Annotated in this window: 20 protein-coding genes; 4 read left to right on the top strand and 16 right to left on the bottom strand. The window is 59.9% G+C overall.

Annotation, left to right across the window (positions count from 1 at the left end; genetic code table 11):
* The 6 genes from RHM56_RS19550 to RHM56_RS19525 all read right to left on the bottom strand — a co-directional run bounded on the left by RHM56_RS19550 (position 1) and on the right by RHM56_RS19525 (position 6711).
* Positions 1–720, bottom strand: a complete 720-nt coding sequence (locus RHM56_RS19550; RefSeq protein WP_322235107.1) for a MotA/TolQ/ExbB proton channel family protein — start codon at positions 718–720, stop codon at positions 1–3.
* Between the two features lie 83 nt (positions 721–803).
* Positions 804–1610: an energy transducer TonB gene (locus RHM56_RS19545; protein WP_322235105.1), complete on the bottom strand. Its 807-nt coding sequence runs from the start codon at positions 1608–1610 to the stop codon at positions 804–806.
* 89 nt (positions 1611–1699) lie between these two features.
* The gene (locus RHM56_RS19540; protein ID WP_322235102.1) at positions 1700–2797 is read right to left on the bottom strand and encodes a sigma-54 dependent transcriptional regulator; all 1098 of its coding nucleotides are present in this window, start codon (positions 2795–2797) and stop codon (positions 1700–1702) included.
* Between the two features lie 280 nt (positions 2798–3077).
* Entirely contained in the window at positions 3078–4133 is a 1056-nt protein-coding gene (locus RHM56_RS19535; RefSeq protein WP_322235100.1) for an ABC transporter substrate-binding protein, read from the bottom strand.
* A gap of 66 nt (positions 4134–4199) precedes the next feature.
* Positions 4200–5255, bottom strand: coding sequence for an ABC transporter substrate-binding protein (locus RHM56_RS19530; RefSeq protein WP_322241816.1), 1056 nt, complete (start codon positions 5253–5255; stop codon positions 4200–4202).
* A gap of 286 nt (positions 5256–5541) precedes the next feature.
* Positions 5542–6711 (bottom strand): LLM class flavin-dependent oxidoreductase, encoded by a 1170-nt coding sequence (locus RHM56_RS19525; RefSeq protein ID WP_322235097.1) that lies wholly within the window; start codon positions 6709–6711, stop codon positions 5542–5544.
* A 339-nt stretch (positions 6712–7050) separates the two neighbouring features.
* Here RHM56_RS19525 and RHM56_RS19520 point away from each other — a divergent pair, with 339 nt between their 5' ends.
* Complete coding sequence (locus tag RHM56_RS19520) at positions 7051–7779, top strand: class II aldolase/adducin family protein (RefSeq protein ID WP_322235094.1); 729 nt, start codon at positions 7051–7053, stop codon at positions 7777–7779.
* A 98-nt stretch (positions 7780–7877) separates the two neighbouring features.
* Here RHM56_RS19520 and RHM56_RS19515 read toward each other — a convergent pair whose 3' ends face one another.
* From RHM56_RS19515 to RHM56_RS19500, 4 genes are all read right to left on the bottom strand, one after another.
* Positions 7878–9068, bottom strand: coding sequence for an MFS transporter (locus tag RHM56_RS19515; protein WP_322235091.1), 1191 nt, complete (start codon positions 9066–9068; stop codon positions 7878–7880).
* Between the two features lie 110 nt (positions 9069–9178).
* Positions 9179–10594, bottom strand: coding sequence for an aldehyde dehydrogenase family protein (locus RHM56_RS19510; RefSeq protein WP_322235089.1), 1416 nt, complete (start codon positions 10592–10594; stop codon positions 9179–9181).
* Positions 10595–10604: 10 nt separating this feature from the next.
* Positions 10605–12197, bottom strand: coding sequence for a GMC family oxidoreductase (locus RHM56_RS19505; protein WP_322235086.1), 1593 nt, complete (start codon positions 12195–12197; stop codon positions 10605–10607).
* Between the two features lie 53 nt (positions 12198–12250).
* On the bottom strand, positions 12251–14530 hold the full coding sequence (locus RHM56_RS19500; protein WP_322235083.1) for a TonB-dependent receptor: 2280 nt from the start codon (positions 14528–14530) through the stop codon (positions 12251–12253).
* Between the two features lie 653 nt (positions 14531–15183).
* On the opposite strand from RHM56_RS19500, the gene RHM56_RS19495 reads away from it, so the two are divergent.
* Together RHM56_RS19495 and cysC are read left to right on the top strand one after the other, a co-directional pair.
* Positions 15184–15879 carry a sulfotransferase family 2 domain-containing protein gene (locus RHM56_RS19495; RefSeq protein ID WP_322235080.1) on the top strand — a complete coding sequence of 232 codons (696 nt, stop codon included), beginning with the start codon at positions 15184–15186 and terminating at the stop codon, positions 15877–15879.
* Positions 15872–16474, top strand: coding sequence for an adenylyl-sulfate kinase (gene cysC, locus RHM56_RS19490; RefSeq protein WP_416194865.1), 603 nt, complete (start codon positions 15872–15874; stop codon positions 16472–16474). Before RHM56_RS19495 ends, cysC begins: the two co-directional genes overlap by 8 nt.
* A 38-nt stretch (positions 16475–16512) precedes the next feature.
* Here the strand turns inward: cysC and RHM56_RS19485 are convergent, their stop codons facing one another.
* The gene (locus tag RHM56_RS19485) at positions 16513–17295 is read right to left on the bottom strand and encodes a helix-turn-helix transcriptional regulator (protein ID WP_322235077.1); all 783 of its coding nucleotides are present in this window, start codon (positions 17293–17295) and stop codon (positions 16513–16515) included.
* 118 nt (positions 17296–17413) lie between these two features.
* On the opposite strand from RHM56_RS19485, the gene RHM56_RS19480 reads away from it, so the two are divergent.
* Positions 17414–18289: an EamA family transporter gene (locus RHM56_RS19480; RefSeq protein ID WP_322241814.1), complete on the top strand. Its 876-nt coding sequence runs from the start codon at positions 17414–17416 to the stop codon at positions 18287–18289.
* A gap of 74 nt (positions 18290–18363) precedes the next feature.
* On the opposite strand, the gene RHM56_RS19475 is transcribed toward RHM56_RS19480, so the two are convergent.
* The 5 genes from RHM56_RS19475 to pstC all read right to left on the bottom strand — a co-directional run bounded on the left by RHM56_RS19475 (position 18364) and on the right by pstC (position 22497).
* Positions 18364–18999, bottom strand: a complete 636-nt coding sequence (locus RHM56_RS19475) for a hypothetical protein (protein ID WP_322235074.1) — start codon at positions 18997–18999, stop codon at positions 18364–18366.
* Positions 18999–19697: a hypothetical protein gene (locus RHM56_RS19470; RefSeq protein WP_322235071.1), complete on the bottom strand. Its 699-nt coding sequence runs from the start codon at positions 19695–19697 to the stop codon at positions 18999–19001. Before RHM56_RS19470 ends, RHM56_RS19475 begins: the two co-directional genes overlap by 1 nt.
* Before the next feature lie 103 nt (positions 19698–19800).
* Positions 19801–20562, bottom strand: a complete 762-nt coding sequence (pstB, locus tag RHM56_RS19465) for a phosphate ABC transporter ATP-binding protein PstB (protein WP_019410462.1) — start codon at positions 20560–20562, stop codon at positions 19801–19803.
* Positions 20563–20638: 76 nt separating this feature from the next.
* Positions 20639–21532 carry a phosphate ABC transporter permease PstA gene (pstA, locus tag RHM56_RS19460; RefSeq protein ID WP_322235067.1) on the bottom strand — a complete coding sequence of 298 codons (894 nt, stop codon included), beginning with the start codon at positions 21530–21532 and terminating at the stop codon, positions 20639–20641.
* Entirely contained in the window at positions 21529–22497 is a 969-nt protein-coding gene (pstC, locus tag RHM56_RS19455) for a phosphate ABC transporter permease subunit PstC (protein WP_322235064.1), read from the bottom strand. The genes pstA and pstC overlap by 4 nt, the downstream gene beginning before the upstream one ends.
* Between the last annotated feature and the right edge of the window lie 35 nt (positions 22498–22532).

Here is a 22532-nt window from a genome sequence, read left to right as displayed (position 1 = left end):
TCAGGACGCCTCCTTCACTTTTGCCGCAGGGACAGCTGAGGTGTTCAGCACCGGGTGCAGGTGCACGCGGAAGGAGCTCTTCTGGGCCAGGCTGTAGAAGTCGTGGGCGAAGTCATCGAGGTCAGCGGCGGTCAGTTTCAGACGGCGCAGGAAGTAGTTGTAAACCAGTACCGCAGGCACCGCGACGGCGATCCCGACGCCGGTGGCAACCAGTGCCGCACCAATCGGGCCCGCCACAGTTTCAAGGCTCGCTGAGCCGGCAGCACTGATACCTTTCAAGGCCGACATGATGCCCCACACCGTACCGAACAGGCCGATGAAGGGCGAGGTGCTGCCGATACTGGCGAGGATCGCCAGGCCGGTTTCCAGCGAGCGGCGCTCACGCACGATTTGCTGACGCAAGGAGCGCTCAAGGCGGTCTTGATGATTGATGGTGTGGGCCAGGTCATTGGCTTGCGGCGCTTCGGTGACTTGAATCGCAGCATAGCCGGACTGTGCCACGCGAGCCGCAGCGCCAGGGGCGGTGCTGGCCAGTTCGGCGGCGGAGTCGAGGCTGGTGGCGGCCCAGAATTGCTTGAGGAAGCGTCGGTCCTGACGTTTCAGGCGACCGAACTGCACGCCTTTAAGCAGGAACAGGCCCCAGGTGGCGACCGAGAAAATAATCAGCAGCCAGATGACCGCGTGTTCAATGGACTCGAAGGGGGATGCAATCAGGTTCATGGTGTGGCTCTCCAACAAGGCGTTAAGTCGTGTAGTGCGATGCGCCTTTTGTCAGGTAGCCCGCTATATGCGATTAGGTTCAGTTATTTGATTTTGAAGTCGATGGGGACGCTGACCCAGCCGTCCTGGGCGACGTCGCCCTGTTTTGCAGGGACGAAACTCCAGCGTTTGACCGCGGCTAATGCGGCCTCATCGAGCTGGGTACGACCGCTGCTTTTCTGGATCTGGATCTCGCCCGGTTTGCCGCTGGCCAACACGTGCACACGCAGCAATACGGTGCCTTCCCAGCCGCGGCGCATGGCCAGCGACGGGTATTCCGGCGCCGGGTTATGCAGGTAACCGGCGTTGGCCGACGCCGGGGTGACCGGTTTTGGCGCAGGCGGAGCCGGTGGCGCGGGTGCGGCAACCGGGGGTGCAGGCGGTGCTGGCGGCTGTTCAACCGGTTTGGCGACAGGCTTGGGCACCGGCTTGACCACCGGTTTTGGCTTGGGCTTGGGCGGCGGCGGTGGTTTGACTGCCAGCTCGTCTTCGACGGGCGGAGGCGGTTCAGCCACTGGCTGCGGGATCGGTTCTGGCGGCGGTGGCGGCGTTTCGACCACGGGCGTTGGCTGTGAAAACTCGATGGTCATCGGCGGAATTTCTGGCGGCACGATGGGCAGCACAGGCGCGGGCGACTGGCTGATCCAATAAATCACTGCGCCGTGCAAGGCCAGCGCGAACACCCCGAGCAGCACCGCCTCGGGGCGGCTCAAAATACGCTTGGGTTCGCTTTGCAGCCGCCCCAGCGCCAGCGGTTCGCGATAGACGCGCCCCAGATCGACCAACTCGCCGATCGGTGCCTGGGGCCACAACGCCTCTGGCACAGCGCCTGCGGTTTGGACTTTAGCCATTGAATAACTCCATTAAAAAGTGTTCGTGCAGGGCCCTGTAGGAGCGAGCTTGTCTCGCGATCTTTTGATCGTTAAAAGATCGCTCGCGCCTACAGAGTCCGGCGTTCTGCTTCCTGGCTGGCGCTGCGCGGTGATTGCGCCAGTTCGCCAATTTTTTCCAGCCGGGCCCGTACGATGTTGCGGCTAATGCCCAGCACGCGGCCGGTTTGTAATTGGTTGCCATGGCAAAACCGGTAGGCTTCGCGAAACACCGTTTCTTCGATGTGTTCGTAAAGGTTGGGCAAGTTTTGCTCAAACAATGTGGACAAGGCGTCTTCAAGCGTCGCCGGGGCAAGGCTGGCAGGCGCAAAGGGCGGGGGGCTGGTGGCCCGCACCCCGTGATTGCGCATGTCCACCAGGTGCAAATCCTCTGGCTGCACGCGCTGGTTGCGGCACACCAGTAGCGCGTGGTGAATCGAGTTCTCCAGCTCGCGGATGTTGCCCGGCCAGCTGTGATCCAGCAGTTTGCGTTCGCACTCAGGGCTCAGCGTGGCGCGGTTGTAGCCCAGGCGCTGGCAGTGCTCTTCAAGAAAAAACTCCGACAGCGGCAGGATGTCACCCGGTCTTTCGCGCAACGCGGGCAAACGGATCGTCGCGACGTGCAAGCGGTAAAACAAATCTTCGCGGAAGTTGCCCGCGACCACGGCATCGGCCAGGTTGACGTTGGTCGCGGCAACCAGGCGCACGTTGATAGGAATCGGCGTGCGCGAGCCCAGGCGCACCACTTCACGCTCCTGCAACACGCGCAGCAACTTGACCTGCATGTTCAGCGGCAAGTCGCCGATTTCGTCGAGGAACAGCGTCCCGCCCTTAGCTGCTTCAAACCAGCCAGCCTTGCTGGTGGTGGCGCCGGTGAAGGCACCTTTCTCATGGCCGAACAGTTCGCTTTCGACCAGTGACTCAGCGAAGGCGCCGCAGTTAACCGCGACAAAGGGTTCGTTGCGCCGATAGCTCAGGCTGTGGATGTGCCGCGCGACCAACTCTTTGCCCGTGCCGGTTTCGCCCATGATCAACGCATTGGCGTCGCTGGGGGCCAAACGCTCGATGCGGTTGAGCAATTCCAGGGAACGTGGGTCCTTGAAAACCAGAACGGTTGCGCGAACCGATTTGGTCAGTTCACGGGCATGCGGATGAGTGATCAGTGACATGGGGGTATTCCTGAAGCCAAGAGCGCTGAAGAATCATGCACGATATTTATATAGATTAAAAAAGTCTTAATTAGCATTTAAATATGCTTAAAACGAATATCAGATCTTTTCTGTTCAATCTGTATAAAACCCCCGGCCACAGGGGCTCGCACGGCTGAAAATCCAGCTGTGAAATGACCCCGCAAGGCCATCAAAAGAACCGTGTGGGAGCCAAGCCCCCACAGGTTTTATGTCTGCACGCAGGCCAGCCGGATCACGTTGCGCCGCCTGAACACGTTGATCAGATCGCCAACCGGGTTTTGTCCAGCACCGACTCCAGCGGCCTTGGGTCAACCCAGTCGCGAACGTCAAACGCCTGCTCGATAAAGTGATGGCGGTGCAAGAAGTGCGTCAGGTCTTGCAGGGCCCGTAATGACTTTTCTTCGAGGCGTGTGACCAGTCGGCGGTGGGCGTCTTCGCCGTAGGCGGCCGCAACGAAATACTCACTGGTGTTCAGCTCACGGGCCAGAAAGCGCCGGGTTTCGTCAGCGTGACTCCAGGCCCATTGCTCAGCGCGCAGAACGGTTTCGACAATCAGCGCAGCGGCGTCGAAATGCTCGTCGAGCATGTGCTGGTCGACCGTCAAGGTGCGCGGCGTGCCGATATTGCTGCGCACCATCGGGTCTGGGTGCGAGCCGGTGTCGATCACCACATGCAGGCCGAACTCGTCGGCCAATTGCACGGCATGCGCGCCCTTGGCGAAAATCGCGTCAATGTCGCCGCGCAGCAAGCCGATCAACTCATTGTTGCGGCGTTTGCCCTGGCTGCTTTTAAGCGCGATCTGCGCGCCGAACACATGGCGGATTTGCTCGTCACTGTGTTTGCCGCCGTAGGGGTAGTCCACCAACTCAATATCGCCAATGCCCAGTCCTTCGAGCTGCAAGGCGTTTTCCAGTGCGCGCAAGGCCTGGGCGCGGCCGAAGTCGATCTGCACGTTGGCCCACTTGGGAATGCCAAAACGTCGATCGCGCAAATCGCGGATGGTTTTTACCCCGCTCTCCGGGGTGGTCAGAATCAGTTGCACTTCATCACTCCAGGACAGCCCCAATACGCGGGTATTTTTGCCGCTGGCCTTGGCCCAGATTGCCGGGGTGTTGCCGCCGTGGCGCACGGAGTTGTCGAGGTGATGATCAAAATGGGCTTCGCGGATTTCCCGGTCAGAAGACTCGCGCAGCGCTTGAATATTGGTGCCGTAAGGGCGAAATGCCTCGGCAAGGCGCCCGGATTCAACAGCGATGCCCAGCCCGGTGGGCACGGGGCTGTGTGTGTACCAAAGCGTATCGAGAGGTGTGCTCATGCCATTAATCCAGACCTGTCAAAAAATGAAACGGGCAGGGATCCGACCCTGCCCGCTGCTGGCGCCTCAGCCCGTACGGGTGGCCAGTGACGTGCGCAAGGTGTCGAGTGGACGGGTGTCGATCCAGTCGTTCACGCTGAAGCTGGCCGGGATGAAGTTCCAGCGTTGCAGGAAGTCGGTAAAGTCCTGAACGGCGTTGATCGAGCGCTCATCCAGGTTAGTGCGCAGGCGCTGGTGGGCGTCTTCGCCGTAGGCCGCCGTCACCCAGAATTCGCTGCTGTTGGTTTCGTGAGCGAGGAAGCGGCGGGTGTCTTGCGGATGGGTCCAGGCCCATTCTTCGGCGCGGATCACTGACGACAGAATCGCCACGGCGGTGTCGTAGTGCTGCTCCAGCAGGTGGCTGTCGACGCTCAGCGTGCGCGGGGTGCCGTTGTTGGAGCGGATCAGCGGCTCCGGGTGCGAGCCGGTGTCGATCACCGTGTGCAGGCTGAACTGATGAGCCAGTTGCACGGCGTCTGCGCCCTTGAGGAAAATGGCGTCGACTTCGCCACGCAGCAGGCCCACCAGTTCGGCGTTCTGACCGCCGTCACGGCGGCCGCCGAAACGGGCCACACCGTTGACCACATGGGTGGCCTCATCGCTGAACGTGCCGCCGCGCACATAATCCACCAACTCAACGTCCTTGACCTCAAGGCCCTCCAGCTTGAGCGCGTTTTCCAGGCCGCGAAGGGCTTGGGCGCGGGTGAAATCGATTTGCGCATTGACCCAGTGCGGCAGGCCGAACCTGCGGCCCTTGAGGTCCTTGACGGTTTTAATGCCGCTCGAAGGCAGGGTCAGAATCAACTGAACCTCATCGGCCCACGACAGCCCGATCACCCGTGTGTCACGACCGCTGGCCTTGGCCCAGATCGCCGGGATATTTCCGCCATGGCGCACGGAGTTTTTCAGGGTGTGATCAAAGTGCGATTCGCGCACCGTTTGTTCGCTGGACTCGCGCAACGACTGAATGCGCGTGCCTTGCTGTTGCAGAACTTCCTCCAGCCAACCCTTTTGAACCGCGATGCCCAGACCGGTGGGTACAGGGCAACGGGTGTACCAGAGTGTTTCGAGGGGATGAGACATTGCGCGTTCTCCAGAAAATTCGAGGATCGACAGGTCAAAGAGCAACTTCACAGGTTGCCGGTAAACCTTGATTGCAACGCCCATGCCACGCTTTTGATTGGCGCTCAAGCCGCCTGTTTCCGGGGCTTTGGGGGACGTGACGGGAGAGAGGGGCGAGGCGATTGCTGCTGGAGCAGCAATCGATCAGCAAGACACTGCTCTTGTAGGAGCGAGCTTGCCTCGCGATCTTTTGATCTTTGAATGTCAAAAGATCGCGAGGCAAGCTCGCTCCTACAGGGGGCGGGGATCAGCCTGCGGCCTTGAGGTTGGTGGCTACTGGCGAGGCGTCGACAATTGGGCGCTGATGCACCCGTGGAAGGACTTCCTGGCCAATGCGCAGGGCTTCTTCGAGGTGCGGGTTGCTGGCCAGGATAAAGGTCGAGAAACCGGCATCGCGGTATTCGGCAAGGCGCTCGGCCACGTTTTCGTGGCTGCCCACCAGGCCAATGGTCGGCCCCGGCTTGGCCTTGCCGAAACCGGCCCACAGGTTAGGCCCGATGATCAGGTCTTCGAAGCGCTGTGAGTTTTGGTGATAGGCGGTCTGGCGTGCGGCGCCCACGGAGTCGGAGCCGCTGGCGAAGGTTTTGATGAAGTCGCTGGTCTTGGCGTCGATGCGCTCGTACTGGCGGCGCAGGTCCGCCCAGGCGGCTTCTTCGGTTTCGCGGGCGAACAGGTCGATACGAATCCCGAAGCGCACTTCGCGGCCTTGCTTGTCGGCCAGTTCACGCACGCGTTCGATGTGCGGCTTGAGTTTATCCACAGGCTCGGCCCAGTTCAGGTACACATCGGCGTGGCGTGCGGCGACGTCCAGTGCCGGGTCGGAAAAACCCGAAAAGTACACGCCCGGTTTGCGCTCGTTCGTCAGGCCGCGTGGCAGCGAGCCGTTTTCCAGTTGGTAGATGTCGCCTTCATAAGAGAAGGTTTCGTTCTCCCACAGGCCCTTGATGATGTCGAGAAACTCGCCAGTGCGCTGGTAGCGTTTGTCGTGTTCCAGGAAGTCGCCGTGCGCTCGCTGCGAGGCCGGGTTGCCGCCGGTGATGATGTTCCAGTCCAGACGCCCGTGGCTGAGGTTTTGCAAAATGGCGGCTTGCTGCGCGGCATAGGCGGGCAAGGTCCAGGTGGCCTGGAAGGCGATCAAAAACTTGATGCGCTTGGTTTCTCGGGCCAGTGCTGCCGCCGCAATCCAAGGCTCTGGGCCGGTTGGCAGCAGCGCGCCTTCAAAGCCTGCCAGCTCGGCGGCCTTGGCCACTTGGGCGATGTAGTCAATGTAGGTAAAACCGTCAGGCTCGCCGTTGGGCAAACGGCCGGGGGCGATATTGCCAGGGCGATAAAACGCGCTGCCGCGGGTGTTTTTGTCACTTGCCAAATCATGCCCATCACTGCCCAGAGGCAGGCGCCAGAAGAACTCGGTACTCATGAATAACTCCAGAGTGACAGTGCTCGGGCCCATCACGTCGAGAGCCCTGTAACCGGGGTAATTGCAACGCCTGTGCCAAGGCCCGCAAGCGCTGTAGCACGGGGCTTTGAGCAATCAGCCAACGCCGGACTGCTGGTGCAGCAGCAATTGATCAGCACGTCATGCTGGCGCCGCAGCAAACTCAGCACGGTGCCGTTGGAGTTTTTCGAAGGGTTAAATAAACGTCTTAAAAAACAAGGCGTTAAATTTATTAAATGGGCTGGCACAGGAAGTGCTCTGTCACTCGACATGTTCGGATTGTCGTCCGGCATTACTGACCGATTAACTGGAGCCTGCGCCATGACTCACTCGTTGACTGCTGAACAACTGAACGTTGTTGAGCACACCAAACGTGATTTTGCCAAAGCAACTCGCGTACTCAAAAACACCCGTACGTTGACGGCCACCAATACCTTTCAAGCGTATGTGCGTGTGCCTGAAACCCGTTTGGTCATTGCCCTGCATGCGCCGGGCCCGTGGGCTGAAGATGAAGAAATCCATGCCGTGGTGGCCGACTACGACGGCGAGGTGTATCTGGATGAATCCGTAGAAGGCCCGCTGAGCGGTCGCAAGGCGGGCGGCAATGGCAAACGCTATGCCGCCATTTTTGCCCAGCGCCCGGAAGTGAACGTGGTGGCTCACGTACACACCCCATGGCTGGGCGGTTGGGCCAGCGCGCATCAAGTGTTGCCGATTCGCTATGCGGCTTCGCAACGTGTGACATTGGCGCGGGAATTGCCGATTTACATCGATCGTCGCCAACCGGAATCTGAATTCATCGTGCAGAGCCTGGAAAGCAATCCGCACCTGCCTGCGATTCTGGAAGCCAACGGCGGCGCGACCTTCTGGGGGACGGGGATTATTCAGGTGTCCAAATTGATCTTGCTGATCGAGGAAGGCGCCTGGTTCCAGGGCTTGGCAGAAGGCCTGGGCGGCTCCAAAGAATTCGGTCCGGGTGTGCTGGAACAGCAATGGAACATGACTGGCTTATGGGCTGAAGGCAAAAAACTGCTGGAAAACGCAGCCTGATAACAAACGAATAACCTTGCCTCGCGATCTTTTAAAAAACCAAATGATCGCGAGGCAAGTTCGCTCCTACAGGACGTGGACGAGGTTGTTTTGTGGTTTCAGGCAGGCACCAACGGGCTGGATTCGTTGCGCTTGAAACCCAGTGGCAACAAGAACAACGGCAGCAGGCTGGAGACAATCAGTGCCGCAAAAAACGGCACGCGGGTCGGCAAGGCGAACAACGGGTACAGCAGCACCGGCCCGAGGAACATCGAGATGTACAGCGCTTGTTCGGCCACGCCGCCCGCGCCCATGACGTCGCCATTGCGGGTCATTTTCGGGATGCTGGTAAACACCCAGGCCACCACGAAGCTGCTGAAGAAGCCTTGCGCGACTTTAGCCGCAATCGCCACCTCGACACTGATGCCGGGGATGAATACCAGCACCTCCAGGGTCACGCCAATCAATGCCCCAGCCACCACGCTGATGGGGCCGATCAGCCGCAGGTTGAGGATGAAACCTGCGAACAATCCGGCCACCACGCTGGACAAAATACCCACGGTGGAAATCACCCCGATGGTGGCGGGCGCGACGTTGAGCACGTGGATCAAGTAGTCCGGGGTGATGGTGATCAACCCGAGCGCCACGGTCAGCGGGGCGCCCACGGCAGCGGCCAGACGCAGCGCTGACGGGTCGGCGTAAATCTTGAACACCTGCGACAGCGGTTTGCGCTCGGCACGGTTGGCCAGGTTGATCGACGGCAGCAGCGGGGTGGCCAGCAACAGCAGCAACAGGATGACCGCATGGCCGCTGAACGCGATGCGCCATTGGCCGTTGTCGCCGCCGACGTAAGGCGACACAGCAAAGATCGCAATCGCGCCGCCCAATGGCGACGCCACCGACCAGAACGCCAGGGCGCTGGTGCGGCGCTTGCCTTCGGTGGTGTGTACCAACAACGCCAGGGCGGCGAGCACCACGCTGATGTAACCGGCGCCTTCGATCACGCGCAGGGTCAGTAGCACCGAAAAATCCGTGGTGGTGCTGGCCAGGTAACTGCACAGCGCGGCAACGATCAGGCCGAAGATGATGGCGCGGCGTTCACCCACGCGCGCCACGCCCCAGTTGACGATGGGCGAGGCGATGGCCGCGACGATGGCGACCGCCGAAACCACCCAACTGGCGTGGGAAGGGCTGACCGAATACGCCTTGGCGATGTCAGCGATCAGCAGAATGGTTTTGCCATGGCACGCCGCGATAATCACCGCGAAGGCGAGGGTCAGAATAATTGAGGGCCAGCTACCGGAGCGCATAGGGAGTCCTTGATCAGAAATAAACCAAAACCTTGTAGGAGCGAGCTTTCCTCGCGAGCTTTTTAAAAGATCAAAAGATCGCGAGGCAAGCTCGCTCCTACAGAGGGCATTTAAACGGCAGGGCGGGCGATGTTGAGCACTTGCAGGTCGCTGAAAGCTTCGTAGCCGCGTAATCCGCCTTCGTAGCCCAGGCCGCTCCATTTGTAGCCACCCTTCGGCGCGCCGGGTTGCACTTCCAGGTGCTGGTTAACCCACGCCAGTCCGGCATCCAGGCGCCGGGCAATGGCTTCGCCGCGGGCGATGTCGCGGGTCCAGACCGAAGCGCCCAAGCCATACGGGCTGGCGTTGGCCTGGCGGATGGCGTCTTCGACGTCGCTGAACGGGATCACTGGCAGCACCGGGCCGAACTGTTCTTCATCCACCAGCGCCACACCTGCGCCAATGCCGCTGACGATGGTCGGGGCAAAGAAGTAGCCGGGGCCTTCAGGCTGTTCGCCACCGCTGTGGATGACCGCGCCGTGCTGGCGTGCGTCGGCCACCAGCGCCTTGATCCGCTCCAGTTGCTGGCGATTGGTCAACGGCCCGAGTTCGGTGTGCGGGTCGAGGCCACTGCCCAAGCGGGTTTTTTCAGCCCGTGCGATCAAGGCGTCGATCAGGGGCTGGAACAGGCTCTCGTGCACGTACAGACGCTTGATCGCGAAGCACACTTGGCCGCTGTTCCAGAACGCCCCCCAGAACAACGCTTCGGCAATCGCTGGAACATCGGCGTCTTCGAGAACCAGCGCGGCGTCATTGCCACCCAGCTCCAGGGTCAGGCGTTTAAGGTCGCTGGCGGCGCCCGCGTACAGGCGTTTTCCGGTGGCGACGCTGCCGGTGAAGGTGATGTGGCGAACCAGTGAGTGACTGCTGAGTTGCTCGCCGACTTCGCCGTCGCCGGCAATGATGTTCAGCACGCCTGCCGGGAACACGTCTTTGAGCAGTTGCCCGAGCAGCAGCGTCGACAGCGGCGTGTGCTCGGACGGTTTGGCCACCAGGGTGTTGCCTGCGTGCAATGCCGGGGCGAGTTTGAGCACCAGCAAAATGATCGGCACGTTCCACGGCGTGATCGCTGCAACCACTCCCAATGGACGGCGTTCGATGCTGGCCCGACGTTGGTCGTCGTCGCGCAGTACCTCGCTGCCCGGTGCTTCGAAGTTGGCGTAGTAATCAAATGTGGCGGCAGCCCCCGCGACTTCGCCAAGGGTAAAGCGCAACGGGCGACCTTGCTCGCGGCTGATCAACTCGGCCAGCGATTGGGTGTTTTCGCGCAGCACCGAGGCGGCGAGGGCGAGCGCCTGGCGCCGTGCCTGCGGGTCTGCGGCCCACCCCGCAAAGGCGCGGTGCGCCGCTTTGACCGCCGCATCGACGTGCGCCTGACTGGCGCGTGCGGCATAGCCGACGACCTGTTCGGTGGCCGGGTCGAGCACTTCATCGGCGTGTTTGCCGGTGTGCAGTTGTCCATCAATCAACAAAGCGTAGTGAGTCATGGGGTGATCCTCAGGCATTGGCAAGGATGGCGTCGGCGAGTTTTTCGGCGATCATCACGGTCGGCAGGTTGGTGTTGGCGGTCGGAACCACCGGAATGACGGACGCATCGGCAACGCGCAAACCCTGCACGCCGAGCACTCGGCCAGCGGGGTCGACCACCGCCAGCGGGTCGTCGGCTCGGCCGATGCGGCAGGTGCCGCTGGCGTGCCAGACGCCGCTCACGTGGGTGCGCACATAGCGTTCGAGGGCGTCATCGTCGGCCAATAAAGCGGACAGCAGTGGGCCGTCCAGTGAGGCGTCGGCGAAGCGGTTCACGTGGGGAGGGCCGCTGAACGCTGCCACGGCGGGGTCGGCAAAGACCTTGGCCAGCAGCCGCAAGCCTTCGCGCAGTCGCTCAAGGTCGCGCGGGTCAGAGAGCAAATTGAATTCAATGGCCGGGTAATCTGCCGGGTCGCTGCTGCGCAAACGCAGGTGGCCGGTCGAGTCAGGTTTGTTGACCCACAGCACGGCGTCCGCGGTGCCGAGTGCCGCGTTGCGCGCAACACCCAAGTACAAATCAGCAGGTACATCCGGGTTGACCCCGGACGAGACTCGCGCCGCCAGCAAGTGCGCTGAGCCTGGCTCATCGTTGGCCGGGGCGTTGTCGTGCAGCCGGGCCGTGAGCCCGATGGAGCTGTGGTCCCACAGGTTGCGGCCCACGCCCGGGCGATCGGCGACGACGTCGATGCCCAGGTCGCGCAGTTGATCGGCCGGGCCAATGCCTGCACGCAGCAGGAATGCTGGGGATTGCAGGGCGCCCGCTGCGAGAATCACTTCAGCGGCGCTGACGTCCAGCCGTTGGCCGTTGCGCACGACCTGCACCCCGGTAATGCGCTGGCCTTGAACCAAGAGCTGACGCGCTTGGGTATCGGCCCACAGTGTCAGGTTGCTGCGGGCGCGCACCTCGCTGCTGAGGTAGGCGCGGGCACTGGACACGCGTTGCTGGTATTCAATGCTGACGGCGGGGGCAAAGTAGCCGTCCTCGAAGCGCCCGTTCTGGTCGACGATGTTGTCCAGTCCCAGGCGTTGCAGGGCGTTTGCCGAGGCGCGGGTGAAGCTGCCCCAGCGCCGCGAATCGACCCTGGCAATTGGCAGCGGGCCTGTATGGCCGTGCTGTTCGGGGTCGCTCAAGGCAAAATCGATGTCATGTTCCAGCTTGCGGAAATACGGCAGCACGCTTTGCCAGTCCCAGCCTTCGGCGCCCAGTTCAGCCCACTGATCGTAGTCGCGGGGCAAGCCCCGGTTGGCGACCATCATGTTGACGCTCGAACCGCCGCCCAGAATTCGCGCTTGCTCGTAACGTTGCGGGGCGCGCGGGATGTCGGGGTGCTGGCTGGCGCGCAGCACGCTCAGACCCGGCCAGAAGAAGCGTTCGCCCGCCTGACGCGGCAGCCAGGGTTGCAGGCCGTCGAGAATCTCGCTCGGGGTGTTGCTGTCGGGCGTGTCGGCCCCGGCTTCGATCAGCAGCACGCGCTTGTCTGCGCGTGCCGATAAACGATTGGCCAGCACGCTGCCAGCGGTGCCGCCGCCGACGATGATGAAGTCGTAGTGTTCAGTGCTCATGCAGGCTCCTCGGGGCGGCGGGTTTGCATGCCGCCCCTTTCGATCAGGGACGGTCAGAAACCCACACTCACCGAGGCCACCAGCGAGCGTGGCTGGCCTTTGTAGTATTGAGGTGCGCCGAAGAAGTTAGCGTCGCTCGGGTCCGCGTCGATGGTCCCGGACTTCACGCCAGACAAGTATTGCTTGTTGAAAATGTTGTTGGCATTAAGGCTGACAGTGGTTTCCTTGAGCCCGCTGACCAGGTCTTTGAAGCGATAACCCAGGTTTGCATCGAAGATGGTGTAGCCGCCGATTTTCTGGTTGTTGGCCAGGTCGCCGTAGTAGCTGCCGGTGTAACGGCCCAGGAAGTTGGCGTAGAAGGCTTCGTTGTCATAGCCGATGCCCGCGTTGAACAGCTTGCGCGGTGTATCAAAGAGCTGATTGCCCTTGGTGTCAGCGCTATGCCCGCCCGCGCTGTAATCCGACTGTTGGGTGGCGCTGAGCACAGTCAATGCGCTGAAGTAGTTGAAGTTGGCTGGCAGCTTGCCGTTGATCGACAGCTCCAGGCCTTTGCTGGTGACGTTGCCAGCGTTGAAGTAGGACGTCACGCCGGTCAGTTCCTGATACGCGGCCTGACGATCCTTGAACTTGTCGTAGAACAGCGCGGCACTGACCAAGGTGTTGTCAGTGCTGTAGCGCCAGCCCAGTTCCTGGTTCCAGGTGAGCTCGGGCTTCTGTTTGTCGCCGCCGTTGATATTGCCGTACACCGAGGCAATGGCCGGGACGCGCATGTTCGAGGTGGTGTTGTAGTAGAGCTGGTTTTGCGGGTCGAGCTGGTAGCTGAGGCTCAGGCTCGGCAGGAAGCGGTTGTAGTCTTCGGTGTTGCTGTAGCCTTTCAAGAGATCATCGCCCTTGAGTTCGGTGTGCTGCCAGGCAAGGCCTGCGGTCAGGGTCAGGTCGCTGACGATCGTCCAGGTGTCTTGGGCCCAGAGCTTTTGCGTGGTGATCTGGTTGGCCTGGTTGGTGTTGTAGTAGATGTTGCCGTTGCCATCGCGAATCGGCGTGCTGCCGTCGATGCTCGCAGGCTTGCCATTGCCTTTGATCGGGGTGAAGACGAACTGGTTGCGGGCGTGGGTGTAGTCGGTCCACAGGCCCAGTTGCAGCACGTTATTGTCCGCGAGGGTGAAGTCCAGGGTGTTGCTCGAACCGATGCGGTACTGAGTCGGCAGCAGTTGCAAGGAGGCCGGTACGACCGGGTCCAGCGCATCGCCGTCGTGGTTGACGTCGGTGCCCAGTTTGGTTTCGTTGACCGCTGCGGTGGCGATGGACGCCGTGCCGTCCGTGACCCGGATGTAATACGGGTTCACTTTGAGTTGCACGCCGTCCGACAGGTTGAATACCCCGTTCAGGCCATAGGTCTGGATTTTAAAGTCGGCCCGCGAGTTGGCAGCGCTTTGGCCCGGCACGGTGATGTCGGGGACGCCGTTGGTGCCGCCGTCCGTTGGGTACGCCTTGGTCGGGTAGCCGTGGTCGTATTTGTTGGCGCGGTATTGCGCCAGCGTTGGCGACAGGTAGCTGTTGGTGCGCATCAGGAAGCTGGAGAACAGCGCGTTGATCTGGTTGCCGTCACCCCATTTGTACTGAAGGTTGCCTTCGAAGCGGTTGGACGACAGTTCGCCGTCCGAGTCGTCCCATAAATCGGCCGTGGTGCGCGACCCTGACAACCACGCGGAAAAGCCGTTGTACTCGCCAGTGTTGACCCGCACGAACTCGCGGAACAGGTTGTTGCTGCCGATGCTTTGCTTGTACTCAACCCCGCCTTCCTTGGTGGGCGCGACCGATTTGATCTCGACGCTGCCGCCGCTGGCGGTCAGCGTGGGTGCGTTGATCGAGGCGCCGCCGTAGATCACCGACACCGATTCGTAGTTTTCCGGGTCGCCCAAGAAGTCGGCGTGCGGGGTCAGAAACTGCGGGTCGTTAAGCGGAATACCGTCACGGGTAAAGCCCAGTTGGTCTTGCGAGAAGCCGCGAATGTTCAGCGAGCCTTCGGTGATACCGCTGGAGTCACCGCCGCTTGAGTGCACGCCGGGCAAGTACTTCAGCGCCCCGGTCACTGCACTGTCGAGGCCGACAAACTTTTGCAGTTGGGCCTTGGTCAGGGTGGCTTTGGATTCGGGTGCTTTCTCTTTTTTCGCATCGCCAACCAGGGTGTCACTGGTTTGGTTTTGCCCTTGCACAACGACTGTGTCGAGCACCGAGTCACTGGTTTGCGCGATGGCATGGCCTGAGACCAGCAACGTCCCCGACATTGAAATGGCCAGCCCCGTTTGTTTGATTCCACTTAGATACTGCATGAGTGTGTTCCCCGGTTTGACAGCGTATGAGGGGAGCGTTGCAAGCCATGTGCCATGGCGTTTGGGGCAGTGTTTACGGGGGGTTGAGCCTGTTTTAAGGGTGGGTTGCTGATGCAGCAGCAGCCGTGTGCGGCGAGGGTGCTGCTGGAGCAGCACAGCGCTGGCAAGGTTTTTTTTGTCCAGACAAGACAATTGAAATGAGGGACTAAAGCTCGTTCTTGTGAAAGATTCTAGGGTGCCTAGCAAGCCGATTTTGTAGCAGTTGCCGAGCACCGCGAGGCTACGTCCGATGGCGAAGCGATCGTAAACCCTAAGTGCAGGGTACAACTGATACCCCGCAGTGCTTGGTTTTACGACTGCTGCGCAGCCGGACGTAGCCTCGCGGTGCTCGGCAACTGCTACGAGATTTGCGCGCGGCAGGGGCAGTTTTTTTTGTAGGGGGGCTGGTGTTTCGAAACGGCCGGGGGTTGCCGATAAGAAGGGGTTTTTGGTGTCGCCAAGGCAGGCTTCTTTACGGATCTAAACGCAAATACGGTATGGGTACATCGGTTTGTTTATGCATAAGCAAAGTCTGTGCAAAGTGTCTCCGCGCGCCCTGCCTCTCGCGGTAGCCTCGCGTTCTGAATTGAACACGAAGCAGGTTGCGCCTTGCCATGAAACGTTTGTTATGGAAGCTACTCCCCAAATATCAGCGTGAGCTTTTACTTCACCCCTTGTCTGTTGTTGATCGTCAGGTGGTGAATAAAACATTGTCTGGAACGCCTAAGTTCCCTGGGGTTTTTGATCGCTTGGAATGCATCTTCATTCATGTGCCAAAGTGTGCGGGCAGCAGCGTGGCCATGTCGCTATTCGGCAGCACGCCTACAGGGCATTTGCCTTTGTACTGGTATGAGCAGCAATTCAAAGAGCGTTATACGGACTACTTTAAATTCGGGTTTGTACGTGACCCGTTACAGCGCGCCCTGTCGGCCTACCATTACTTATTGAAAGACCCGCAACCGCGGGACAGGGCAGCTTATGAGTTGGTCAGTGGTTATTCGCGATTTGACACGTTCGTTGATGGCTGGTTAAACGCGGAGAATATTTGCAAGCAAATACATTTCGTACCACAGCATCATTTTTTACAGAACTCGATGGGCCAGATAGCGGTTGATTTTATTGGTCGCCAAGAACACCTGGACACGGATTTTTTTGCGCTGTGTGAGCAGTTGGGCGTCAGTGCGCAGCTTGATCACTTGAATCGCTCACCCCGATCGGCTTTTCAGTCCTCAGGCTTGTGTTCGACTGCGACGCGCAAGCGGATTCGTGAGGTGTATGCCCGTGACTATGAGCTGTTCTCCTATGACTGAGCCTCGGCCGCTGCTTGTCGCGCCTGAGATGAGCGTGGACCAGACCCAGCGCGAAACCATGAAGCATCAACGGGCTTGCTGCATTTGGCTGACAGGATTGTCCGGAGCGGGGAAATCGACGCTGGCAAATAAACTGGACCAGACCCTGCAAAACCATGGTTTTCACAGCTATGTGCTCGACGGCGATCGGGTGCGCAATGGGTTGTGTCAGGACTTGGGAATGAGCGACCTGGATCGCAGGGAGAACGTGCGGCGTCTGGGGGAGGTGGCCAGGCTGATGGTCGATGCGGGGCTCATCGTGATTGTGTCGGCGATCTCGCCGTTCCGCGCTGATCGTGATGCCTGCCGCACGCATTTCACCCCCGGTGACTTTATCGAAGTACACGTGAGCACGCCGTTGTCGGAATGCATTCGGCGCGATGCCAAAGGGCTTTATCGTGCTGTACGCGAAGGCAAGATACGCAACTTCACCGGGATCGACAGCCCGTACGAAGAGCCGTTGGCCCCAGAATTTGTGATCGATACCCGGACAGGGGATGACAGTGAACTGGTTGATCAACTGCTGATGCTGCAACGCGATCTGTTGACCGTTTAAACGATCAACAGATCGCAGTCTGCGATAGCTCCCACGTTTTAAAACGGTTCTTTTGCAAAATACCGGCTGGGTACTTCGCCCAATACCCGGCGAAAAACGCCGGTGAAGGCGCTCGGGCTGCTGTAGCCCAAATCAGTGGCAACGCGGGTAATCGCTTCGCCGTTTCCCAAACGCACCACGGCCGCCATCAGGCAGGCTTGTTGGCGCCATTCAACAAAGCTGATGCCGGTCTGTTGGCGAAACAGCCGGGTGAAGGTGCGACGGCTCATGCCCACTTGCCGGGTCATGTCATCTATCCCGATTTCCAGCGACGGTTGCGCCAGCAGATGACGGCAGGCAAGCACCAGCCTTGGCTCAGTGGGCAGAGGGGCGTTGAGTGACAGGGGCGTCATGTCGGCTATCTCGTGCAGCAGCAGGCTCATCACCAGCCCTTCGCGCAGGGCTTCGTCATACAGCGCAGGAATGTCCATGGCCTGCATCAGCAGTTGACGCAGCAGGGGCGATACGCCGAAGACCTGGCAGTGCGCAGGCAGCCTCAGTCGTTCAGAGGCAGGGTTGCTGATGTAGGTGTTCAGCATGGTCACCGGGCCCGCCATGCTCATTTCGTGCGGGACGCCCGCCGGTACCCAGATCGCCCTTTGGGGCGGCACCACCCAGTTGCCTTGGCGGGTGAACACGGTGATCACGCCGCAGGCGGCATAGGCAAATTGCCCGCGTTGATGGGTATGTAACGCAAAGTGCTGCCCGTCGTGGTAGTCATTGGCCGTGACCACCGCGTCGCGGGGCGTGTTTTCGTAAGGGGCTATCTGAGTTTCGCGCATGGCCCGAATTTAATGACTTATGACCTTATAGTGCAAGCGGGCCTGCTCTCCCATTGTTCATAGTGGCGACCGGCTGGTGCTTATCGCCACCAGCGCTGCCTATTGGACGTGGAACACTGTGCAAAGAAAACACCTGCTCCTGGCCGTTTTGGTCACGGCGATCTGGGGTCTCAATTTCCCCATTACCAAACTGAGTCTGGCGGCGGTTGATCCGCTGTTGCTGACGGCACTTCGATTTACCCTTGCGGCGCTGCCGTGGGTATTTTTTGTCAAACGCCCGCCGATCGCCATCCAGTGGCTGGCGGCTTATGGATTGATTTTCGGGGTGGCGATGTGGGCGCTGATCAATCTGGGCATCGAAATGGGTGTACCGCCCGGAACCGCTGCGCTGCTGATTCAGTTCAGTGCTTTTTTCACCATGGGCTGGGGGGTGTTGCTGTTTCGCGAACACCTGAGCCTTGGGCAGACACTTGGCGTTGGGCTCGCCGTGTTGGGGTTGGTCAACATCATTGCGGCCAGCCCCGGGCAGGGCACCACGGTGGGCTACGGTTTGTTGCTGGTCAGTGCATTCAGCTGGAGTGTTGGCAACGTCATCATCAAACAGTCGAAGGTGAGAGAAATGTTTGCCTTTGTGGTCTGGGCGAGCCTGTTCGCGCCGATTCCGCTGTTAGCGCTCACTTGGCTGGTGCACGGGGCTGAACCGTTTACCAACGTCGTCAGGCATTTCGAGTGGGTGGCGCTGTTCTCGCTTTTGTTTCAGGTTTATGCAGCCACGCATTTTTGTTACTGGGGCTGGAACGTGTTGCTGCGCGAGTACCCGGTGTCCAAGGTCGCGCCGTTGTCTTTGCTGATTCCGGTGTTCGGGGTTGTGGGCTCGATGTTGATGCTTGGGCATCGGGTGGGGGTGAACGAAGGGGTTTCGATGGGAGTGATTTTGCTGGCGCTGGTGGTGGGGATAGTGAAGTGGCCGCGACGGCTTCGCAGCCGCACGTAGCCTCGCAGAGCGGCGGTCCTGCGGGCCGCATCGCAGCCTTCGTGCCTCGTCAGCGGCTCCAGGCAGTCTTTGAATCAGGAAGAAAACGCTCTGGTGCGTTGTGGTACGTGGGCTGTGTGTTTGAACGAATGCTGCCAGTCCAGTTGCGCCTGGACATCACCGACGGCATCCAGGACGCGCTGCGCCCAGTTCTCATCTTCGGGATGAACGACCACAACGCGAAAACCGTGATCATGGCCTTCAAGCTTCACGCCCTCGGAGTCATCGACATGCAAGTCGATATCGAAGGCTGGCGGGAATTTCGAGGGAGAGTTTTCAAGTCCGTGGGCCGCCAGGGCATGGCCATGGCTAACACTGTTGACCACGCCGTCAACACGAATGCCGTGCAGTAACAGCCAGCGTCTGATGTAAGACGGGGTTCGGCCGGACGAGGTATAGACCCAGATGCTGCAACCCTGGCGACGCAGTTTTCGGGTCAGGGAGCGCGTTCCGAACCGCAACGGCTCACCCAGCCAGCGGTGCACAAAGTTCGGCAGCCAGCTGTGTTCAACGTCGCAGTGGTGGAGCTGGCAGGCCAGGGTGTCATCGATATCAAATGAAATACGGATGCGCTGGCGCTTTTGCAGCGTCACCGGGAGGCTGACCTGGAGGGCCTGCTTGAGTCGACCGACGACCGTTGGGCCTTTAACGAGCGTGGATTCTCTGTTCATCAGTGCCTTCCTTGAATGACGGTCAAGGGTTTGTCTTTAAGAAAAAACTTTCTTGGAGCCGGTGACTGATCTTCCAGGAAAGCCGCGTACTTCTTCTTGATCTTGGGCAACTCATACAACGCTCTGACGCCATGCTTGGCAGAGTTGCGTATGACCGATGACGGGTTGAAGTAGCCTTCAGCGTTTTCCAGCGTCAGTACAAACGGCGGCAAGCCCTCACGCATGAGCAAATAGCTGACGATCAGTGAACCGCTGCGGTGATTGCCTTCGATAAACAATTGCGGCTCACTGAGAATGCGCACATAGACACCGGCCGCACGCTTCCAGACTGATTCGTTGCGGTGCGCGCCGTACCAATTGAACAAGTCCTTTATGCCTCCCTCAACGTTGTTGAAGAAGTGCTCCTCGGTCGCCAACAGGTGCTGAGCGTATTCCTGGCGACGCTGCGGGTCGCTGCCACACAGAACGGTCGCATTGATCTCCAGCATCAGGTTCAGTTGCTGAAGGTCAAACAGGTCCACGCCACGGGCGACATAATCGTCAATCAGCGCGTAGCCTTCAAGTACATTGAGCAGCACTTCGTCAGTCAGAGGATCACGCGGCTCGGTAAAGTGCTGGCTGAGTTCGGCAAAGCCGCTCTGTACCTCACGGAGTGAGTGTTCAATCGCTGGCAGGTCAAGACGACGCGATGCAGGCATTGGCGTTCCTGAAAAACGGTGTTCGAGAATGAAAAGCGACCGTACGTCCGACAACGCTTTTAGGCGTTTGGCGCACGTACAGCCTTGAGCAGAGATCGATGGCTTAGCTGAACTTGCCGGTGATGTAGTCACTGGTCATTTGTTCGCGTGGGTTATCGAAGATCTGGGTGGTAGGCCCCATCTCAACCAGATAGCCGGTGCGCGTGCCCTGCGAAATATCCACCGAGAAAAAAGCCGTTGTATCCGCCACACGAATGGCCTGCTGCATGTTGTGGGTCACCAGGGCGATGGTGTAGTCCTTCTTCAACTCCACCATCAGCTCTTCAACCCGGCGGGTCGCGATCGGGTCGAGTGCCGAGCAGGGCTCATCCAGCAACAGCACTTCAGGTTCGGTCGCGATGGCGCGAGCGATACACAGACGTTGTTGCTGACCACCGGAAAGGGACAAGCCGCTGACCTTGAGCTTGTCTTTGACTTCATCCCACAGCGCGGCGCCTTGCAGGGCGTGTTTGACGCGGTCGCCAATGTCGCCCTTGTAGCGGTTGAGGCGCAGGCCGAAGGCGACGTTGTCGAAGATGCTCATCGAGAACGGGTTCGGTTGTTGGAACACCATGCCGATGTAGCGGCGCACGACTACCGGGTCAACGCCCTTGCCATACACGTCTTGCCCGAGGAAGTGCACGTGGCCCTCAAAGCGAAACCCTTTGACCAGGTCGTTCATGCGGTTGAGGCTGCGCAGCACAGTACTTTTGCCGCAGCCGGAAGGACCGATGAAACCGGTGATCTTGTTCTTTTCAATCGGCACATGGCTGTCACGGACGGCCAGGAAGTTGCCGTAGAAAATCTTGTCCAGTTTGCAGTCCATGACCACAGGTGCCTGGGTGATAAACGGAGCGGCTATTTGCGCAGATGATACGTTCAAAATTCAGATGCTCCCGTTCTCAATACTTGGGCTTGCCGAAAATACGGCTGACGATATTCACGACCAGTACGATCATTACCAGTACCAGCGAGGCCGCCCAGGCGAGCTCGAGCTGGTTGTCGAAAGGCATGCCGGAGAAGTTGTAAATCAGTACGGCAAGCGACGCCGTCGGGTTCATGACTGCCAGGCTGCCGTCGTGGAAGATCCAGTAGTTGCTGAACAACGCGGTAAACAACAAAGGTGCGGTTTCGCCGGCGGCGCGGGCCACGGCCAGCATCACGCCGGTCAGGATGGCCGGCATGCCGGTAGGCAATACGATTTTCCAGATCACCTGCGAGCGGGTGCAGCCCATGCCGTAGGCGGCGTCCTTCATGATCTTGGGCACCATCTTCATCGACTCTTCAGCCGTCAACACGACGATGGGCAGCATCAGTACCGCCAGTGCTATGCCACCGGCCGGTGCCGAGTAGGTCCCGGTGGTCATTACCACCAGGGCGTAGGCGAATACACCCGCCAAAATGGAAGGCAGACCTGTCAGCATCTTCGCGGCAAAGCGCGAGGCGTTTGCCAGTTTGCTGTCGGGCCCCAGTTCGGCCAGAAACACCGCCGCCATGATGCCGACGGGGACCGCGATGGCGGCCGCAATGCCGACCATCACAAACGTACCGGCCAGCGCGTTACCAAAACCGCCGCCCGTCTCGAAACCGGTGGGTGGCAATTCGGTGAACACTTCGAGGCTCAGGCGTGCACCGCCGCGGGTGATCAGCATGTAGAGCACGGAAATCAGCGGCACGCTGGCGATCACGGCGCCTGCCCAGACCAGCGTGGTCAACACCAGGCTGCGCAGGGCGCGGCCTTCAAACTTGCGTTGCAGGCTTGGCAAGGCGGCGATTGGGGACGTGAGATTTGTCATTGTTTGTGACCCCGCTGGGCGTAAAGCATGATCATGGAACCGAGGACGTTGACCAGCAGGGTGATGAACATCAGCACCAGGGCTGCGTACATCAACACTTCGATCTCGTTGGGGCCGGCTTCGGGGAAGTTCAGTGCCAACAAGGCCGCCAAGGTATTGGCCGGCGCAAACAGAGAGAGCGAAATGTTGTTGGCGTTGCCGACCAGCATCGCCAGCGCCATGGTTTCACCCAGCGCGCGACCCAGACCGAGGACCAGAGAACCGAAAATACCGGTGGCAGCGGAAGGCACCATCACTTTGAGAATCGCTTCCCAGTGAGTGGTCCCCATGCCGTAGGCGGCTTGCTTGGTTTTCATCGGCACTGCGGTGAGGGCGTCCTGCGAAACAGCAGCGATGGTCGGCAGAATCATGATCGCCAGTACCAGTGCGGCAGGAAGCAGTCCGGGGCCGCTCAACGATGTACTGAAAAAAGGTATCCAGCCCAGTTCGCTGTTCAACCATGCGGTGAGCGGTCGAATCGCCGGGATCACCACGTAAATCCCCCACAGGCCGTACACCACACTCGGGATGGCGGCGAGCAGTTCGACGATGGTGCGAAACACAGCGGCCAGCTTGGCTGGCAAGAAATCCTGGGTTAGAAAAATCGCCATGCTGACGCCGAAAACCCCGGCGATCAGCAGTGCGATCAGGGCGCTGTAAAGCGTGCCCCAAATAGCTGGCAGAATGCCGTACTTGCCTTGGTTAACGTCCCAGACGCTACCGAATATCACGTCAAAACCGTGTTTTTCCATACCTGGAAGGGCTTTGCGTCCCACCTCGAACACCAAGGCGAAGACCAACGCCAGAATCAGAACCACCCCTATTCGCGAAAGCGCGCGGAAAGTGCGATCAACCAGAAAGTCCTTCGCAGAGGGCGGTTGGCAGGCAGAATCCGGGTTAACCGGTACGACAAAAGGTGTGTTCATTGGCTAATTCCGGAGCAGGGGGGAAACTCTCTCGG

The organism is Pseudomonas sp. CCC3.1, assembly GCF_034347405.1.
Taxonomy (GTDB): domain Bacteria; phylum Pseudomonadota; class Gammaproteobacteria; order Pseudomonadales; family Pseudomonadaceae; genus Aquipseudomonas.
The sequence above is the reverse complement of the archived record's forward strand: the minus strand, read 5'-3'. Positions and strand labels throughout refer to the sequence as shown.

Bases quoted from the DNA above. Each gene is read 5' to 3' on its own strand.
- RHM56_RS19510 (WP_322235089.1), bottom strand. From the start codon at position 10,594: ATGACTCACTACGCTTTGTTGATTGATGGACAACTGCACACCGGCAAA.
- RHM56_RS19545 (WP_322235105.1), bottom strand. From the start codon at position 1,610: ATGGCTAAAGTCCAAACCGCAGGCGCTGTGCCAGAGGCGTTGTGGCCC.
- pstB (WP_019410462.1), bottom strand. From the start codon at position 20,562: ATGGACTGCAAACTGGACAAGATTTTCTACGGCAACTTCCTGGCCGTC.
- pstA (WP_322235067.1), bottom strand. From the start codon at position 21,532: ATGACAAATCTCACGTCCCCAATCGCCGCCTTGCCAAGCCTGCAACGC.
- RHM56_RS19475 (WP_322235074.1), bottom strand. From the start codon at position 18,999: ATGAACAGAGAATCCACGCTCGTTAAAGGCCCAACGGTCGTCGGTCGA.
- RHM56_RS19530 (WP_322241816.1), bottom strand. From the start codon at position 5,255: ATGTCTCATCCCCTCGAAACACTCTGGTACACCCGTTGCCCTGTACCC.
- RHM56_RS19535 (WP_322235100.1), bottom strand. From the start codon at position 4,133: ATGAGCACACCTCTCGATACGCTTTGGTACACACACAGCCCCGTGCCC.
- RHM56_RS19470 (WP_322235071.1), bottom strand. From the start codon at position 19,697: ATGCCTGCATCGCGTCGTCTTGACCTGCCAGCGATTGAACACTCACTC.
- RHM56_RS19495 (WP_322235080.1), top strand. From the start codon at position 15,184: ATGAAACGTTTGTTATGGAAGCTACTCCCCAAATATCAGCGTGAGCTT.
- pstC (WP_322235064.1), bottom strand. From the start codon at position 22,497: ATGAACACACCTTTTGTCGTACCGGTTAACCCGGATTCTGCCTGCCAA.
- cysC (WP_416194865.1), top strand. From the start codon at position 15,872: ATGACTGAGCCTCGGCCGCTGCTTGTCGCGCCTGAGATGAGCGTGGAC.
- RHM56_RS19515 (WP_322235091.1), bottom strand. From the start codon at position 9,068: ATGCGCTCCGGTAGCTGGCCCTCAATTATTCTGACCCTCGCCTTCGCG.
- RHM56_RS19505 (WP_322235086.1), bottom strand. From the start codon at position 12,197: ATGAGCACTGAACACTACGACTTCATCATCGTCGGCGGCGGCACCGCT.
- RHM56_RS19500 (WP_322235083.1), bottom strand. From the start codon at position 14,530: ATGCAGTATCTAAGTGGAATCAAACAAACGGGGCTGGCCATTTCAATG.
- RHM56_RS19525 (WP_322235097.1), bottom strand. From the start codon at position 6,711: ATGAGTACCGAGTTCTTCTGGCGCCTGCCTCTGGGCAGTGATGGGCAT.
- RHM56_RS19485 (WP_322235077.1), bottom strand. From the start codon at position 17,295: ATGCGCGAAACTCAGATAGCCCCTTACGAAAACACGCCCCGCGACGCG.
- RHM56_RS19550 (WP_322235107.1), bottom strand. From the start codon at position 720: ATGAACCTGATTGCATCCCCCTTCGAGTCCATTGAACACGCGGTCATC.
- RHM56_RS19520 (WP_322235094.1), top strand. From the start codon at position 7,051: ATGACTCACTCGTTGACTGCTGAACAACTGAACGTTGTTGAGCACACC.
- RHM56_RS19540 (WP_322235102.1), bottom strand. From the start codon at position 2,797: ATGTCACTGATCACTCATCCGCATGCCCGTGAACTGACCAAATCGGTT.